This window comes from Lyngbya sp. CCY1209 (assembly GCF_055795065.1).
Map to the genome: position 1 here is coordinate 1 of NZ_JAYFER010000688.1, position 17,137 is coordinate 17,137.

Here is a 17,137-nt window from a genome sequence, read left to right on the forward strand (position 1 = left end):
TTCAACTCGCCTGACTCTGTGAAAATGGAAAAAACCCGTGGTGGCAACCGTCCCCGGTTGCCCGCCAACGATTCACTGTTCACTTTTCAACTCGCCTGACTCTGAGAAAACCCGATCGCATCCGGCAAAGCTTTCAAGTCGAAAAAGGTTTCAAAAATTCGCTTTCCGACCAAATTGATGCGGTTTTGCAAATTGTCGAGAAACTCGTGCAATCCCCGCTTCATGATATCGTCAACCATCAGATAATCCAAATCCGATCGCAGCCGCCCCAACTCCAGATCGACGGGATTTTGCCAGGTTCCCGGCGTGCTCCCCGTGATGTGTTGGAGCGATCGCTCCGCCTGCAAAAAACAATATTGCATTGCCCGGGGAAACTCCCGGTCCAAAATCAAAAATTCGATCACGCCGAAGGGGGTAATTCGGTGCTGGCTGCGCTTGCGATACATCTCGTAGGCGCTCGCCGACTTCAACAGAGCGATCCACTGCACCTCATCCAAGGTCGTCCCCACATCCTGCACCGAGGGCAGCAAAATAAAATATTTCACATCCAGAATTCGAGAGGTTTTATCCGCCCTCTCCAACAGCCGCCCCATGCGTCCGAAATGCCACCCCTCATTGTGAGTCATGGTCGCATCCATGATCCCGGCGAACAAGTGACCTTGCAGCTTCACCTGATTGAAAAATTCGGGCAGGTAATAGGGCTGTTCTCCCATCGCCGCCTCCCGCACCATCATGTAAAACTCGTTCACCTGTTCCCACATTTCCGAGGAGATAATTTCCCGCACCGATCGCGCATTTTCCCGCGCCAACCGCAGACAAGATAAAATCGAGTTGGAATAGTCGTTGTCGAAGGTGAGGAACCGGATTACATTCTCGGCCGTCGCCTCCCCGTACTTTTGTTCAAACAGTTCCAAATCTCCCGTGGTCAGCACCAAAGGCCGCCACTGTTGCTGCATTCCCGACGGGGCATCCAACAGCAAATTTTGGTTGACATCGACAAATCGGGCGATATTTTCGGCTCGTTCCACATAGCGGTTGAGCCAATAGATCGAATCGGCGACACGACTCAGCATAATTTTTACTCGAAATTAAACGTCAATTTTTACTGAAAAAAATGGGGAAATTGCCATTGTTAGATACAGTCAAACGAAGCCAAATTTACCCAGCGTTAATTGCACAAAACCCAGGTATCTTTACTCCCGCCCCCTTGGGAAGAATTCACCACCAAAGATCCCTTTTTCATGGCGACCCGGGTCAACCCGCCCGGGTGGACGTAAACCCCTTGGGAACCGTAGAGGATATAGGGCCGCAAATCGACGTGGCAGCCCTCAAACGTATCGCCGAGAAGGGTCGGAACCCGCGACAGGGATAAAGTGGGTTGGGCGATGTAGTTGCGGGGATTCGCCCGGATGCGTCCGGCAAATTCCTGGCGTTCTTCCGCCGTGGCCTGGGTGCCCACCAGCATCCCGTAGCCCCCCGCCTCGTTGGCGGCTTTGACCACCAATTTGTCCAAGTTGGCGACCACATACTCGAGTTGGTCGGGTTCCCAGCACAGGTAGGTGGGGACGTTGGGCAGCAGTTGGTCTTCGTCCAAATAGTAGCGGATCATTTGCGGGACGTAGGCGTAAATCACCTTGTCGTCCGCGACCCCCGTCCCGAGGGCGTTAGCGAGGGCGACCCGGCCGTTGCGGTAGACATCGGTGATGCCGGGAACCCCCAGGAGGGATTCCGGGTTGAACGTCAGGGGGTCGATGAAGGTATCGTCGATGCGGCGGTAGATGACATCGACCCGCCGCAGGCCCTTGGTGGTCCGCATTTGGACGTAACCATCGACGACGACCAAATCCCGGCCTTCCACCAGTTCCACCCCCATCTGTTGGGCGAGGAAGGAATGTTCAAAGTAGGCGGAATTGTAGATTCCCGGCGTCAGCACCACCACCGTCGGGTTGCCGATGTGGGGGGGGGCGAGGTTGAGGAGGGTGTCCAGGAGGTGGCCCGGGTACTCATCCACGGGTTGGATGCCCAAGGTGGCGAAGATTTGGGGGAAGGTGTTTTTCATCACCCGCCGGTTTTCGAGGACGTAGGAGACGCCGGAGGGGCAGCGCATATTATCTTCGAGGACGTACCACTGCCCATCGCGATCGCGCACCAGGTCGGTTCCGGTAATATGACACCAGATATCGTGGGGGGGCTTGAGCCCGATGCAGGGCTGGAGAAATCCTTTCGAGGAGGCGATCAAATCCATCGGAATCACGCCGTCCCGGACGATCTTCTGTTCCCCGTAAATGTCGGCGATGAACAGGTTGAGGGCGTGAATTCGCTGCTTGAGTCCCTTTTCCAAGTCCGCCCATTCCGAGGCGGAGACGATGCGGGGGATCATGTCGAAGGGCAGAATTCTCTCGGTCCCCTCGTTGTCGCTGTAGACGTTGAACGTCGCGCCCAATTTCATCATGGCGCTTTTCGCGGCCTGCTGTCGCACCCGAATCTCGTCCGGCGACAGGGCGTTGAGTCGGTCGATTAACAGCTTGCCTTCGGGCCGAGGTTGTCCCTTGGCGACGAATAATTCATCGTAGAAGTCACCTGGATCGTAGGAATCAAATAGCACTGGTTCTTGCCCCAACTGCTCTAACTGATCTGAATAATAAGGGGTTGTGTTGTCAGGGAAACTGTAACGGATGATACTGATTTTCAGTCCCCATTTGGGCGCTGTCGGTCTTCTCCGCACCCGCTTTGTACGTCCCGCCGAGTCGGAAGGCCCGGTCGGGCGTCAAGACCCGCCGCAACGCCGTCGATTTGCCATCTGACTAATTGTGTTACAGTCATCATTGAAATCGCGATCGCGATCGCCGATCGCGACACCGGCAAATCTCTGAGTCTTTATATTTTCAAATACATCGATCCGATTGAGGCTGAAAAAATCATTAAGAATTACTCTAGTCTGTTGTCTCGAACGTCAGTTGTCGATATGCAAATCTCCTCCAACGGAAACAATCGTCTCACCTACGACGGCATTTACCCCTGTCCGGTCTGCCGTTGCGGCCAGATTTCCAACCTGACTCTGACCGAAGCTTTCGGCTGCAACGTTTGCCGCCATATTCTCACGATCGAACCGGAACGGCAACGCATCACAATGATCGATCGCGACCCGCCTCTGATCTGGCGGTGGAACGGGACGACCTGGAAAGGCGAACAGATCGGAAATTTGGAGTTGACGTGGGTCTACTGGGTGGCGGCGTTGGTTTTGGTGGTCTTCCCGCCGACCCTGATCGGGGCGTCCGCCGTCATTTTTCCCCCGGCATCGGGCACCGATTGGACGTGGTTTCCCCTGGTGTGGACGGGGGTGGCGTTTTTCTCCCACCTGTTCCTGGTCTTCTGGCTGATCGCGGAAGCCTACCAGTTCCCGTTCTGGCTGTTTCTGAAAACTCGCTGGCGACAGATTAGGACAATTAACAATTAACAATTAATAATTGTTGATTATTCGCCTTTTTTCGTTTTTTTACAATGCGATTTCTTCTCCGTTTTGGGTGAAGTAGACCTGTTGGATTAGCCAGGTGGGGTTTTGGGTGAGGGTTTTTCTCAGACTGCCGAAGAGGGCGAGTTGTTCGCAGGTGGAGAGGGAGGTGAAAACGCGATCGGCGGTGGCGGGCACCCGAAAATCGATGGTGACGGTTTGACGATCGCGATCGCGGATGATGCGGTATCCGAGGGAAAAATCCGCCGACTCGAAATTGTCCATAACCTGTCCGACGGCCGCTTCCAGGGACTCCGAGGCGGGGACGACCGCCTGGGAGGGGACGAGATTTTGACAGGATGGGTCGATTTTGTAGAGGATGATGGGGACGGTTTCCGTGGGTGGCGTGGTGGCTTGTTTGAGGGGGGGCCGCGTGGGCGATCGCTCCGGTTTCAGGGCCGCGGCGGTGGGGGTGGGGGTCGGTTCGGGAAGGGTCGCTCCCCGGTCCTCCCCAGGGGGGATGTCGCAGGCGACCAAACCCAGGACAATCAAACTCGCCACCCAAGGCGTCCAAAAGTGTTGGATACTATTCATGGCTTAAATTTCGCGGGTCGTACAGTTGACTATTCGGCCCTTTGAGGGTTTACTCAGCAATCGACCACCCGGACTTCCGTTTTCCCCCCAACCATGACCACGACTACTTGGAATCGCCGACATATCTTATCCCTGGCCGATTTCACGCCGGACGAATACGATACCGTCCTCCAGACGGCCACCAGCTTTTGGGAGGTGCTCGGACGCCGGACGAAGAAGGTGCCCGCCTTGCAAGGTCAGGTGATCGCCAATTTGTTTTTTGAGCCCTCCACCCGGACCCGCAACAGCTTTGAATTGGCCGCGAAACGGCTTTCGGCGGATACCCTGAATTTCGCCCCCGGAACGTCTTCCCTGACGAAGGGGGAAACTATTTTAGATACGGCGAAAACCTATCTGGCGATGGGGACGGACATGATGGTGATCCGCCACCGGGAAGCGGGGGTCCCATTGGCGATCGCTGCGGAGATGGACCGCCTCGGGACTGCGGTGGCGATTTTGAATGCCGGGGACGGACAACACGAACACCCGTCCCAGGGGTTGTTGGATCTGTTCACCATCTGCCGGATTCTCGACCCGGAAAAGCCCCGGATCGACCTTTTGCGGGGGAAAAAAATCGCGATCGTCGGGGACATCCTCCACTCGCGGGTGGCCCGTTCCAATATCTGGAGTCTGACGGCGACGGACATGGAATTGCATCTGGCCGGACCCCCAACGCTGCTGCCGAAACCGTTTGAAACCCTGGGCCGCGATCGCCCCGGAAAGTTAGTTTTACACTGGAATTTGCAGGAGGCGTTGGCGGACGCGGATTTCGTGATGACCCTGCGGTTGCAAAAGGAACGGATGACGGCCCACCTGCTGCCGAGTCTGCGGGAGTACCATCAGCAGTACGGCATTACGAGCGATCGCCTCAAATCCTGCCGTCCGGGGGTGAAAGTCCTGCATCCGGGTCCGGTCAACCGGGGGGTGGAAATCAGTTCGGAGTTGATGGATAACCCGGATTTCAGCCTGATCTCCCAACAAGTGACCAGCGGGATCGCTGTGCGGATGGCGCTATTATACCTGATCGGCGTGGGGCGGGGGCGGTAATGTTGCCCCTCCCCGACCCGCGACAGGTGGGACGGGCCCGGGAGGCGATCGCCCAATTCGAGCGATCGCGGGTTCCGGGGGTGTGGCCGGGGTTGGATCGCGATCGGATTGTTGCCGGGATGCGATCGCGTCTGGACGATCCGTTTCGCCTCCGCCAGGGGGGACAGCCGTTTTGCGGTCCGGCGGCGATCGTTTTTGAACTGATCCGCCGGGACCCGGTTCGCTACGTTCAAATCTGCCGAAATCTATTTCAAATCGGCGGTTTTCACACCTGGGGCGATCGGTGGATTTCTGCCTCGCCTCGCCTGCGGGAAAGTCGGGGCAATTTCCAAATGCCGGAGGTGGATTGGATGATCCTTTCCACCTTGCGAGAATCGGAAAATATTTTCCTCCCCGTGGAACCCGCATCCCCCGACCTGGTGAGGAATTTGGCAGGAATAACGAAACCTTGGGAAATCGCCGGATGGACTCGGGAAATCTTGGGTTATTCCGATGTCAAGTCAAACAATGCTTATTTGTTCGGCGATATCAATGTGTTGGAAAATACCGCCGCGATTTTGAATGGGGGCGGCGTGGCGATCGCGTTGATTAATTCGGGCGGTTTGTTGGAAGATCAACCCCCTTTGGTTCCCCATCCGAATCATTGGATCGTCGTTTTGGGAGATATTTCGATTTCCGGTTCGGGCGATCGCAATTTGATCCAATTTGAGGTTTACAGTTGGGCGAAAAAAATGCGGGTCGCTGTCGATGGACGGACATTTTCCGCCCATTTCTGGGAGGTGATTACCGGAAAATAGAGCAGTTTTCGAGCCGATGAAACCTGAAAGATCCCCCATTATCCCCCTTGGAAAGGGGGACTTTGATTCCCGAACCGTGATGGACGGACGTTTGCCGCCTATTTCTGGGAGGTGATTGCCGGGGAATATCGTAGTTTTCGAGCCGATGAAACCCGAAAAATCCCCCTAAATCCCCCTTGGAAAGGGGGACTTTGATGCCGGAACCGTGATGGACGGACATTTTTCGCCCGTTTCTGAGCCGATGGAACCTGAAAGATCCCCCATTATCCCCCTTAAAAAGGGGGACTTTGATGCCAGAACCGTACCTTGCAAGGTTGAGAAATGCTATCACCCAATCAATCCTCATTGGGAGATTCTAAAATTTGTTGAACTTCCTCTAAAGGCAAACCCAAAAGTTGGGCGATCGCTTCCGGACTATTTCCCAAGTTAGCCAAACGTCGGACAAAATTTATCGTTGCTTCTTGCACACCTTCTTGCACACCTTCTTGGCGACCGTCGGCGAAGGCTTCTTGATAGAATCGGGTTTGTTTTAAATCGGTGAGTCCTAACATTTGGGCAATCTCCTCGCGACTCAGTTCGGGCAGTTTGTAAACAACAATGGTTTCTATGATGTCAATGATATCGCGTCGAATCGATACTGGGGGGAGGGTTTGTTCGGCCTGTTCGAGTAGCCGTCGGGCCGATGCGATCGCGGCAGATTCGGATTCGACCACTAACTTAATGATACCGACTCCCAGAGCGTTTTCATCCTCCAACTCGTCGAGATAAATGCGGGTGACGGCTTCGGAGTTCAGCAGCAAGTTGAAATGGAGGGACTGTTCCCGTTCGACGCCTCGGTTGGGGTAGATGACGACGACTCGCCAGGGGTGGGGGGGTTGGTACTGTCGCAGGTAGAGGAACAGTTCGGCGAAAATGCGATAGTAGAGGTTGTCGTCGGGTTGAAATTGGACTTCTGCTAGGTAAAAGGGCTGATCGCGATCTTCCGTTGTCGGCAGGAAGAGTCCGTCGAGGCGGAAGGCGAGTTGTTTGACTTCGACGGAGGTGAATTGGTAGCGATCGCTCTCTTCGGCGGGACGGTTCAGCAGTTCAAAGAAGCTGCGGGGGTACTGTTGGAAAATTCGGTAGAAGAGACTATCTGTTTTCACGGCGATCGCCCGACTCTACAATGATTTTAGAATAACTTTTTGGTCGGGTCAATCCCCGGCGATCGCCTGTCTATGGTTGAGAGATATAAAACCACTCCAGACACAGAGGACACGGAGGTAAAAAAACCATCTCGCTCGGATTTAAGGGGTTCTCTCAACACCCCATTTTCAAGAATTCCTCGTAAGCTGAGTTGATTCGCTGCATTTTGGCGATCGCATCCGGGGAAAAATTGCGATCGGGATGGTACAGCCGAGCTAATTTTCGATAGGCGACGCGAACCGTTTCCAAATTTGCGTCCGGGTTCACGTTCAGAATTTGCCACCAATTGCGAGAGGTGAAATTATCCGGATCGAATCGTTCCCAACGCCAAATTTTAACCGTCCCGTCCGGACCGCCACTGGCGAGGTATTTGCGATCGAGACTGAACGCCACCACGCACCCCGATAGAATCTGTTGAAGTTGTCCGGTTTTCGCGTTCCACAGGCGGACGGTTCCGCCCGAATCCGCACTGGCGATCGCCCCTCCGTCGGGACTGAACGCCACCGCAGAAATCCCGGTTTTATGTCCGGTCAGGGTGTGCAAGCAATCGCCCGTTTTGAGACTCCACAATTTTACCATACGATCGGCACTGCCGCTCACCAAAATTCGGTTATCGGGCGAAAATGAAATAGCCGTAACCGAGTCGTTATGTCCGGCAAATATTCGGGGTTTTGCATAATTATTGAGATGCCAAATTCGGATTGTCCGATCTGTACTCCCGCCGGCGATCGCTTCCCCGTCGGAACTCACCGCAACGGACAAAACTCGATCTTCGTGTCCGTTTATAATCCGCTTCCAATTCCCGGTTTTTGCATCCCAGACTCGGACGGTTTTATCGCCACTCCCGCTAATTAGAATAGAGGAATTCGGAACAAAGCACAATTGGGCGATCGCACCCATATTGCGTTCCGGAATATGCCAATCCGAGAGGGTTCGTAAGAATTGCCGATTCCGATAACTCCACAGACTGATTTTTCCGTCGCCATTCCCGCCGGCGATAATTTCCGAATCCGAACTCACCGATAAAGACAGAGTTTCCGAATCATCGAATAAAGTATAATCCCGCTTTCCGGTGATACAATTCCAAAAATTAATCGTGCGATCGCATCCCGCCGTCACCACAGTTTGACTCCCCTCGCCAAACGCGATCGCATTAATTTTCCCCCGATGTGCTTTTATAGTGTGAATCAGGTTCCAACCGGACGGGTTCGGTTCGCCCGTATTTGGATTAAATGCGTTTTTTTCTTCCGTATCAGATGGTGATTTTGTTTGCGATGAGTTCATCCCGATCGCGTCTTTCAACGCTTTCAACTCATCGTCAATTTCACGATCGATAAACTTTTGCTTTAATTTCCGTTCTCGGGCTTCAAGACTTAACTCGGCAACCTCCAACCATCCATCCGTATAATAGAATTGAAACGCCAAATCCTCTTCGATGCGATCCGAAACGCGATCGAAAGCCTGCATTGCCGTCTCTCCCGGAACGCTATCATCAATAATTTTAAAAACCCCGTAAATTCCCAACCCGAAAACGCCGCCCGCCATCGCCATCGAACCCATCCCAACCGCGATCGCACCCCCGCCAATTCCCAATCCCATCGTCCCCACAGCCGAAGAAATCGTCACCCCAGAAACCGCCCCCAAACCGATCGCCCCAAACGCCGCGCGATCGCCCTCCGCAATGCCCCGAAACGCCCCATAAGCCGCCATTCCAGTTATCGCCCCCGCCCCCAAAATCGGCGCCGCCCCAATCCCAATGCCGCCGAAACTTCCCACCAATCCCATACCGCCGACAGCACTCAAAATTCCCGCCCCCGCCGCCGTCCCACCGACAACAAACGTCGTCGCCGTAGTCATATTCTTTGATTGATTCTGAAAACTATTCATAATTTGAGTAATGTAAAGTTCTGGAAATTTGTATCCGGACTATCGGCGGACATAAAACAATCAGAAATGTACGAATTTGTGACCGACGAAGAGGTCGTTCAAAGTCCCCCTTACCAAGGGGAATTTAGGGGGATGTTCCCCACTTGAAACCGACGAAGAGGTCGTTCAAAGTCCCCCTTACCAAGGGAGATTTAGGGAGCTCTTCCCTCTCTGTGTCCTCTGTGTCTCTGTGGTTAATTCACCCTTCCAGCCTATCAACACCCCCCAAAATCCACCAGCGTAATTCCACGGATTTCCCACTAAAAATCCCGAAATCTTACAAATTGTTACAATTCGTGAAAATGCCCAAATATCGTGCTAAACCAAATCTTAGGTATAATAAGCACGCTTTCAATGACCTCAGTACAGCAACCGCCCAAGCATCAGAAAGCCAGAGCCCTGAAACCGGGGAGCCGCCGTCCCGCCAAAGCCCTGTGCAGCGAGTGCGGACTCTGCGACACCTACTACATCCATTATGTCAAGGAAGCCTGTGCCTTTCTTAACGAACAGATCGCCGAGCTCGAAGCCACAGCCCACGGGCGATCGCGGGATCTCGACAGCCCGGACGACTTGTATTTTGGCGTCCACCAGGATATGATGGCGGCGCGGAAGAAACAGCCCATTCCGGGTGCCCAGTGGACCGGCATCGTCAGCACCATCGCCTGCGAAATGCTCACCCAGGGCATCGTCGAAGGGGTCGTCTGCGTCCAAAATACCGAAGAGGACCGCTTCGGACCCAAACCCGTCATCGCCGGGACGCCGGAAGAAGTGCTCGCCGCCCGCGTCAACAAACCCACCCTCTCCCCCAATTTGTCCGTATTGGAAGAGGTAGAGCGATCGGGGATGAAACGCTTGCTCGTCATCGGCGTGGGATGCCAGATCCAGGCGTTGCGAGCCGTCGAAAAAGAAATGGGGTTGGAAAAACTCTACGTCCTCGGAACCCCCTGCGTCGATAACGTCACCCGCGAGGGACTCCAGAAGTTCCTGGAAACCACCAGCCGATCGCCCGAAACCGTCGTCCACTACGAATTCATGCAGGACTTCCGGGTGCACTTCAAACACGAAGACGGTTCCACGGAAACCGTGCCCTTTTTCGGCCTAAAAACCAACAAACTCAAGGATATTTTCGCCCCCTCCTGCCTGAGTTGTTTCGACTATGTAAATTCCCTAGCCGATCTCGTCGTCGGCTACATGGGGGCGCCGTTTGGGTGGCAGTGGATCGTCGTCCGCAACGATCGCGGACAGGAAATGCTCGATCTGGTCAAAGATCAACTCGACACCCAACCCGTCTCCGCCAAAGGCGATCGCCACCAAGCCGTCCAGCAGAGCATCCCCGCCTACGATAAAGGCGTCACCCTGCCGATGTGGGCCGCGAAAATGATGGGGGTGGTCATCGAACGGGTGGGGCCCAAGGGCTTGGAATACGCCCGCTTTTCCATCGACTCCCACTTCACGCGGAATTACCTGTACGTGAAGCGAAACTATCCCGAAAAGTTGGAAGCCCACGTCCCCGAATTTGCCAAACGGATCGTGGAGCAATATCAACTTCCCGAGTAAAAAAATAAAAAAAAGACCCTTGCTGGAGGCCTGACCGGGGCGGGGGAAGATTAGCAGTCAAAAACCTGCTAATTTAAGGTCTAAAATTCCCCGTCTCAGTTCTTTTTTTTTGAGTTGTGGTCGATTCCGAAAATCGGATTCCCAAGGCGTTCTGTCAGGCCAGTCTGTAACTTAGCACCGGGACGATTAAGATCAGCAAAACCGACCAGGGTGCGTAAACCAGGCTGAGAAACAGACAGAATAAGGCGGTCCCTCTGGCTGCAATTTTGACAATCTCTTCCGAAGTATTGATACTCAGGTGGACTGCCAAGCAAGCGATGGAAAAGGCCACTAAAGAAGGTACAATCATTGTACGAACCCCCTCGAACAAGGTGTTACGGTGTGGCGCGTTCCTTCGGGCTGTGTTCCCTACTTCCGTCTTCCTCAGCTCGCCAACGGCGATCGAATGAACATTCAATCAACTTGGCGGGTGGGGGAGATGAACGTTTTCTAGTATTTACCAATTATAGCATCAGATCCGATTTGTCAATAACTTTCTCTTAATTTTTTTGTCATCAAATGATTACCTATACGTAAATTTACGGAGTAATCGAAGACAACTATGTAACATTTTTGTCTTTGCTGTAATTGTAGATTTACGGAACTTTCGCACCGGCGATCGCGGTTCACTTCTGTCCCTCCGTATTTTGACGGATAGACCCCAGGAGCCGACAAATGTGGGAAAGTCCATCTTAGATTCTATAGCAGTCGTCCGGCTCGTTCGGACATCGAACCCCTCTAAAACTCAGACAGTGGGCGTTTTTTTTTCCCGATTGCCTTCCGGAGCTGTTACCTGTTACCTGTTACCTGTTGCCTGTTGCCTGCTATAACTGCAAGGATGCCCAAAGAAAGTGGCAGTGCGATCGCCTTGATCTTTTATAGCAGTAAGCCATCAGGTTTAAGCCGTCAGCCCTTCGACAAGCTCAGGACAGGCTTTTGTCAGATTCCCATGCATCAGGGTTTTGGGAGTTCGGCTCTGTCCGAAGCGACTCTCTGCTATACCCTAGAAAATTGCCCGCAAAAAATCACCCACCCCCGGTCATAACCTTTCGGGGATGGGCGATTCATGCTTCTACCTTCGGGTAGAATGGGGCAGTTTTAGCGCTTCACCAACTTTTTGCTCATCTTGCGGAGGCGGACCGACTCCGGCGTAATCTCCACCAACTCATCCGGGCCGATGTATTCGAGCGCCCGCTCCAAACTCATGTCCGCCGGGGCTTGCAGTTGCACCAACTCATCGCCGGTGGCGGAGCGGTGGTTCGTCAGTTGCTTGGTTTTGCAGACGTTCAACTCCAGATCCTGGGGGCGGTTGTGTTCCCCGACGATCATCCCCCTGTAAACCTTCGTTCCGGGGGTGATGAAGAACACGCCCCGATCTTCGGCGTTCTTGAGGGCGTAGAAGGTGCTGACCCCCTCCTCAAAGGAGATCAAGACGCCGTTGCGGCGGGCTTCAATATCACCACTCATGGGGCGGTATTCCAAAAAGCTGTGGTTCATGATCCCCTCGCCGCGGGTCATCCGCATGAACTCGCCCCGGAAGCCCACCAGACCCCGGGCCGGAACCACGAATTCCAACTGGGCGCGGCCGTTGGTGCCCATCCGCATATCCTGCATTTCCGCCCGCCGCTGGCCCAGGCGCTCCATGCAGCTTCCCACAGCCTCCTCGGGCACATCCAACACCAGATATTCAAAGGGTTCGCAGGGCTGGCCGCTGACTTCCCGGTAAATCACCTGGGGCTGGGACACCTGGAACTCGTAGCCCTCCCGGCGCATATTTTCGATCAAAATCCCCAGGTGCAGTTCGCCCCGGCCCGAAACCATGAACTTGTCCGGGGAGTCCGTCTCTTCCACCCGCAGGGCGACGTTGGTTTCGAGTTCGCGCATCAGGCGATCGCGCACCTGCCGGGAGGTGACGTAAGTACCCTCCTGGCCGGCAAACGGCGAATCGTTCACCGAGAACGTCATCTGCAACGTGGGTTCGTCCACCCGGATCAGCGGCAGGGCTTGGGGTTCGTTGGGACAGGTGATGGTTTCGCCGATGTTGGCATCGCCGAACCCGGCCACGGCCACCAGATTTCCGGCGGTGGATTCTTCGAGGTCCACGCGGCTGAGGCCTTCAAACCCCATTAATTTGGTGACTTTGCCGCGGACGACCTCGCCGTTTTCCTTCACCAGAGCCACCTGCTGTCCGGCGGCGATGGTGCCGTTGTGGATTTTGCCGATCACGATGCGGCCGAGGTATTCGGAGTAGTCCAGGGTCGTGACCTGGAGTTGCAGGGGCTTTTCGGGGTCGCCGACGGGCGGCGGGACGTGTTCGAGGATGTCGTCGAACAGGGGTTTCATGTCCGTCCCCTCCCCGTCGAGTTCCCGCTTGGCGTACCCGGCCAAACCGGAGGCGAACAGGTAGGGGAACTCGCACTGGTCGTCATCGGCGCCGAGTTCGAGGAACAGGTCCAGCACCTTATCGACGGCGCCGTAGGGTTCGGCCCGGGGGCGATCGATTTTGTTGATCACGACGATGGGGCGGAGTCCCTTTTCCAGGGCTTTTTTGAGTACGAAGCGGGTTTGGGGCATCGGGCCTTCGTTGGCATCGACGATCAGCAGGCAGCCATCGACCATGCCGAGGACCCGCTCCACTTCGCCGCCGAAGTCGGCGTGTCCGGGGGTATCGACGATATTAATTAAGGTGTCGCCGTAGCGGACGGCGGTATTTTTGGAGAGGATGGTGATCCCGCGCTCCCGCTCGATATCGTTGGAGTCCATCACGCAGTCCGGGACATCTTCCCCTTCGCGGAAAATCCCGGACTGTTTCAGGAGAGCGTCAACTAATGTTGTTTTGCCATGATCGACGTGGGCGATGATGGCGACGTTGCGAATGGGAAGAGACATACTTAATCGGTCTGAATGACAGAGATTGTTTGGAAATGGAAAAAATTCACATCTCTTAATAATTTTAACCGATCGGGCCGATCGCGTCGGGGAAATTTCTGGGAAAGGGGAGGGAGTGGGGAGTGGGGAGTAGGGAGTAGGAGCGGAGGGAGGGTCGGGGCGGAGGGAGGGTCGGGGCGGAGGGAGGGTCGGGAGCAGGGGGAGCGGAGGGAGGGTCGGGGCGGAGGGAGCGGAGGGAGAGAAACGGGTGGAACATCCGCACCGCTTGGGAATCAATTCCCAAGCTAATAGCTCAAATCATCTAAAGATGATTGGGGAGTTGGTACGGACCAGATATCAGCTTGCCCCCCACTCCCCACTCCCCACTCCCTATTGCCTATTGCCTATTGCCTATTGCCTACTCCCCACTCCCCACTCCCCACTCCCCACTCCCGACTCCCCACTCCCTACAACCCCAACATCACCCGCGGCTGGGTGGTGACGACGACGATGCGATCAGGGTGGAGGAGTTCCCGGGCCACCCGGTTGACTTCCGCCGGGGTGACGGCTTCGATTTTGTGGTGGAAGTCGTTGAGTTCTGACGGGGGGAAGCCGTAGACTTCGTTCCAGAGGATGACACCGGCGAGGATGTCCGGATCGCCGAGGGCGACGCGATCGCTCCCCACCAGGCTGCGTTTGGCGGTTTGGACTTCCTCGGCCGTCACCCCCCGTTCCCGCAGGTCTTTCAGGAGGGAGAGGGTGGTGTCGATCGCCTGTCGGGCATTTTCCGGGGCGGTCTGCATTTGGATGGTGAAGGACCCCCACCGCAACCCGGCGTCGAACCAGCTATAAACCCCGTAGGTGAGGCCGAGGCGATCGCGCAATTCCAGTCCCAACCGGCTCGATAGGGTGCTGCCCCCCAAAATTTGATTCAGGACCAGGGCCGCGTGGTAGCGGGGGTCGCGACGGTCGATGCTGGGGTATCCCATTGCCGTGACGGACTCCACCAGGCCGGGAATTTCCTTTTTGACCCAGACGAATTTCTCGGGCGGGGAGACGGGGGGGAGGGCACGGCCGGCGGGGGGCGAGCCGGCCCTCCAGTTTTCAAATAGCCGTCGGATCTGCGATCGCATCGTTTCCGGGTCGAAGTCCCCCACCACGGCCAAGGCGGTGGCGTCGGGGCGGTAGTGAGCGCGGTGAAACCGCTCCAGGTCGGCGCGGCGGATCGATTTGAGACTGCTTTCCGTGGGGTAGCGGTGCAGGGGATGCTCCTTGGGGTAGAGCCGCTGTTGGAGCGCCCGCTGGGCGACATAGGCGGGGTCGTGCTTGTCTTCGAGCAACTCGGAGACCTGTTGCCGGCCGGTCAGGTCCAGCCAATCTTTCGGGAAGGTGGGGTTTTGCAGCAGGTCCGCCAGGATTTCCAGGACGACCGGCCAATCTTGGGCCAGGGCCACGCCGGAAATGCTCACCCCTTCGGGGGGGGTCGAAAACTCCAAGGTCGCCCCCCGATTTTCCAGGCTGCGGGCCAGCGAGCGCCCATCGCGGCGGCGGGTTCCGCTCATCAAGTTCTCGGCGGTGAGGGTCGCCAGACCCTCCTTCCCGGGCGGGTCGAATTCTTCCCCGGCCCGGATCAGCCCCCGGATCGAGACTCCGGGGGTGTGGTCGTCGGGCAACAAAAGGACTCGCAGTCCGTTGGGGAGGGTGAAGGACTCGGGAGGTGTGGCGGCGTGGGCCGCGGGCGGTTCTACCGGGGGCAGATAACGGGCAATGGTATCCGGTTCGGTGGGGTGTCCGGTGCGGATATGTCCGGCGGTGTGGCTGTGGGCGGTGGTGAGTTCCACATTTTTGCCCGTCACCGTTTCTCCGGCGGGAACCTCGACGGGTTCAAATCGCCCCGCCGTCCGATATTCCGGCTTCAGGTAGGTGCGGGCGACCCGGCGCACGTCCTCGGCGGTGACGGCATCGATGCGATCGAGGTAGGTTTCGGTGTAGCGGTAATTTCCCGCTGTCGTCGAGTCCAGGCCCAGTTGCATCGCCTGACTGGTGATGTCGCGGTTCTCCAAAATGGAACTGGCGCGAATTTGGGTTGTGGCGCGATTGAGTTCTTCGGGGGAGACGAGATTCGCCTGTAGTTTGGCGATCAGATTTTCAAAGGCGCGGTCGATCGCGTCCAGGTCGCCCTCGGGGACGGGGGACGCCCACAGCTCCAGCCACCCCCCCGCGCTCAGGTGGGCTGAAAGGCTCCCCGCCGAGCTGCCGAGTCCGGCATCCACAATGTCCCGGTAGATGCGGGAACTGCGCCCCCCGTTGTCCAAAATGTAGTCCAACACGCTCAGGGCGGGGATGTCGGGGTGGTTGATGTCCGGGAGGGGGTAGACGATCTGGATGAAGGGGACGGTTCCGGGCCCCCGCAGCACGACCGTCTGTCCCCCGGGTCGCTCCGGGGGCGGAAAGGTGTTCTCGATCGCCCTGGAACTCAGGCGGGTGGGCGGTTCTGCGGGGTTGGAGATCACCCCGAAGGTTTCCCGAATTATTTTTAGGGTGGATTCGGAGTCGAAATCTCCCACGACAATCAAAACGGCGTTGTCGGGGCGGTAGTTGCGATCGTAGTAAGACCGCACCTGTTCGACGGTGAATGTCTCCACGTCCGCTTTCGTGCCGCCGATGGGCAGGCCGTAGGGGTGGCCCGGAAAGGCCGCTTCCATCACGGCCCGGTTGAGGCGATAGTGGGGGTTGTTTTCGTCCCCCTGCAATTCGGAGATGACCACGCCCTTTTCCTTTTCTAGCAGTTCCGGGTCGATGAGGGCATTTTTCATGCGATCGGCTTCCAGGATGAGGACGGCTTCCAAGGCGTTCCGTTCCACCGTGTTGTGGTACGCCGTCTGGTCGTAGCCGGTAAAGGCGTTGAACTCCCCCCCCAAGGCTTCCAACAAACTGCCGTATTGGATGGGGCGGGTGGCGGTGCCTTGGAACAGCATATGTTCGAGTTGGTGGGCGATGCCGTTGTGGCCGGGATGCTCGTCGCGGGAACCGATGTTGTACCAAACTTGGACGGTGACGACGGGGGCGGTGTGGACCGGTTTGGTCAAAACGGTGAGGCCATTTTCGAGGACGGTTTGGCGCACGCGATCGCCCGGGCGGGTTTGGGCGGCTTCCGAACTCGAGGCGGGGAGGAAGGGTTGGATAGCAATCACCTGAGTCAAAGGGTCAGCGACAATTACAACGAGACTACATAAAGGATATAGTAGATGATTTCGATTCAACTTGACAGACAACATGGAAGAGGTTTGGGGAAAGTAAAAAACAACGGACTTAAATGGGCAGTACAATGGGGCGGCAGAGACCATCCATTCGAGAAGTACCTGCCACTTCAATTGGTTCGCCAAAATTAGGACGGCACGACCGTCCGTTTGCGGTTCAACCCTGACAATTTATTAACCGCTAATTTTGTTACATTTTTGACAATTGAGACCCTGTTCTTTTCAAAATGGCAGGGTATCGAATGAATGCTGTCGCGACCCGAAGGTATATTGGCCCGTTTGAGATCCTGCCATCTCAATGTTTTAACTTTATCATAAACAACCAGAAACTCACTGAATTGATCGGCGGTTAGTTGCGAGGCAATTTTCCCTAT

General features: G+C 55.9%; 12 protein-coding genes and 1 riboswitch. Of the genes, 4 read left to right on the forward strand and 8 right to left on the reverse strand.

Features of this window, described 5'->3' with window-relative positions; all coding sequences use genetic code 11:
- Positions 1 to 86: 86 nt before the first annotated feature.
- Together AC0QHF_RS28390 and AC0QHF_RS28395 are read right to left on the reverse strand one after the other, a co-directional pair.
- The gene (locus AC0QHF_RS28390; RefSeq protein WP_324707642.1) at positions 87 to 1,073 is read right to left on the reverse strand and encodes an alpha-E domain-containing protein; all 987 of its coding nucleotides are present in this window, start codon (positions 1,071 to 1,073) and stop codon (positions 87 to 89) included.
- 95 nt (positions 1,074 to 1,168) lie between these two features.
- Positions 1,169 to 2,605, reverse strand: a complete 1,437-nt coding sequence (locus AC0QHF_RS28395) for a circularly permuted type 2 ATP-grasp protein (protein WP_324707668.1) — start codon at positions 2,603 to 2,605, stop codon at positions 1,169 to 1,171.
- Between the two features lie 360 nt (positions 2,606 to 2,965).
- Here AC0QHF_RS28395 and AC0QHF_RS28400 point away from each other — a divergent pair, with 360 nt between their 5' ends.
- Complete coding sequence (locus AC0QHF_RS28400; RefSeq protein ID WP_324707643.1) at positions 2,966 to 3,457, forward strand: hypothetical protein; 492 nt, start codon at positions 2,966 to 2,968, stop codon at positions 3,455 to 3,457.
- Positions 3,458 to 3,496: 39 nt separating this feature from the next.
- Here the strand turns inward: AC0QHF_RS28400 and AC0QHF_RS28405 are convergent, their stop codons facing one another.
- Complete coding sequence (locus AC0QHF_RS28405) at positions 3,497 to 4,045, reverse strand: GerMN domain-containing protein (RefSeq protein WP_324707644.1); 549 nt, start codon at positions 4,043 to 4,045, stop codon at positions 3,497 to 3,499.
- A 93-nt stretch (positions 4,046 to 4,138) separates the two neighbouring features.
- Here AC0QHF_RS28405 and AC0QHF_RS28410 point away from each other — a divergent pair, with 93 nt between their 5' ends.
- Both AC0QHF_RS28410 and AC0QHF_RS28415 read left to right on the forward strand, forming a co-directional pair.
- Positions 4,139 to 5,131: an aspartate carbamoyltransferase catalytic subunit gene (locus tag AC0QHF_RS28410; protein WP_324707645.1), complete on the forward strand. Its 993-nt coding sequence runs from the start codon at positions 4,139 to 4,141 to the stop codon at positions 5,129 to 5,131.
- Positions 5,131 to 5,928, forward strand: coding sequence for a hypothetical protein (locus AC0QHF_RS28415; protein ID WP_324707646.1), 798 nt, complete (start codon positions 5,131 to 5,133; stop codon positions 5,926 to 5,928). The genes AC0QHF_RS28410 and AC0QHF_RS28415 overlap by 1 nt, the downstream gene beginning before the upstream one ends.
- Positions 5,929 to 6,263: 335 nt before the next feature.
- On the opposite strand, the gene AC0QHF_RS28420 is transcribed toward AC0QHF_RS28415, so the two are convergent.
- Positions 6,264 to 7,073 (reverse strand): Rpn family recombination-promoting nuclease/putative transposase, encoded by an 810-nt coding sequence (locus AC0QHF_RS28420; RefSeq protein WP_324707647.1) that lies wholly within the window; start codon positions 7,071 to 7,073, stop codon positions 6,264 to 6,266.
- A gap of 154 nt (positions 7,074 to 7,227) precedes the next feature.
- Positions 7,228 to 8,970 (reverse strand): WD40 domain-containing protein, encoded by a 1,743-nt coding sequence (locus tag AC0QHF_RS28425; protein ID WP_324707648.1) that lies wholly within the window; start codon positions 8,968 to 8,970, stop codon positions 7,228 to 7,230.
- Between the two features lie 423 nt (positions 8,971 to 9,393).
- On the opposite strand from AC0QHF_RS28425, the gene AC0QHF_RS28430 reads away from it, so the two are divergent.
- Positions 9,394 to 10,596, forward strand: coding sequence for a Coenzyme F420 hydrogenase/dehydrogenase, beta subunit C-terminal domain (locus AC0QHF_RS28430; protein WP_324707649.1), 1,203 nt, complete (start codon positions 9,394 to 9,396; stop codon positions 10,594 to 10,596).
- Between the two features lie 154 nt (positions 10,597 to 10,750).
- Here the strand turns inward: AC0QHF_RS28430 and AC0QHF_RS28435 are convergent, their stop codons facing one another.
- The 3 genes from AC0QHF_RS28435 to AC0QHF_RS28445 form a co-directional block, all read right to left on the reverse strand.
- Positions 10,751 to 10,945, reverse strand: a complete 195-nt coding sequence (locus tag AC0QHF_RS28435; protein ID WP_324707650.1) for a hypothetical protein — start codon at positions 10,943 to 10,945, stop codon at positions 10,751 to 10,753.
- A gap of 34 nt (positions 10,946 to 10,979) precedes the next feature.
- A riboswitch (Glutamine riboswitch) is annotated at positions 10,980 to 11,083 on the reverse strand.
- 650 nt (positions 11,084 to 11,733) lie between these two features.
- Complete coding sequence (gene typA, locus AC0QHF_RS28440; RefSeq protein ID WP_324707651.1) at positions 11,734 to 13,524, reverse strand: translational GTPase TypA; 1,791 nt, start codon at positions 13,522 to 13,524, stop codon at positions 11,734 to 11,736.
- A gap of 446 nt (positions 13,525 to 13,970) precedes the next feature.
- Positions 13,971 to 16,697, reverse strand: a complete 2,727-nt coding sequence (locus AC0QHF_RS28445; protein WP_324707669.1) for a M16 family metallopeptidase — start codon at positions 16,695 to 16,697, stop codon at positions 13,971 to 13,973.
- Positions 16,698 to 17,137: the final 440 nt, after the last annotated feature.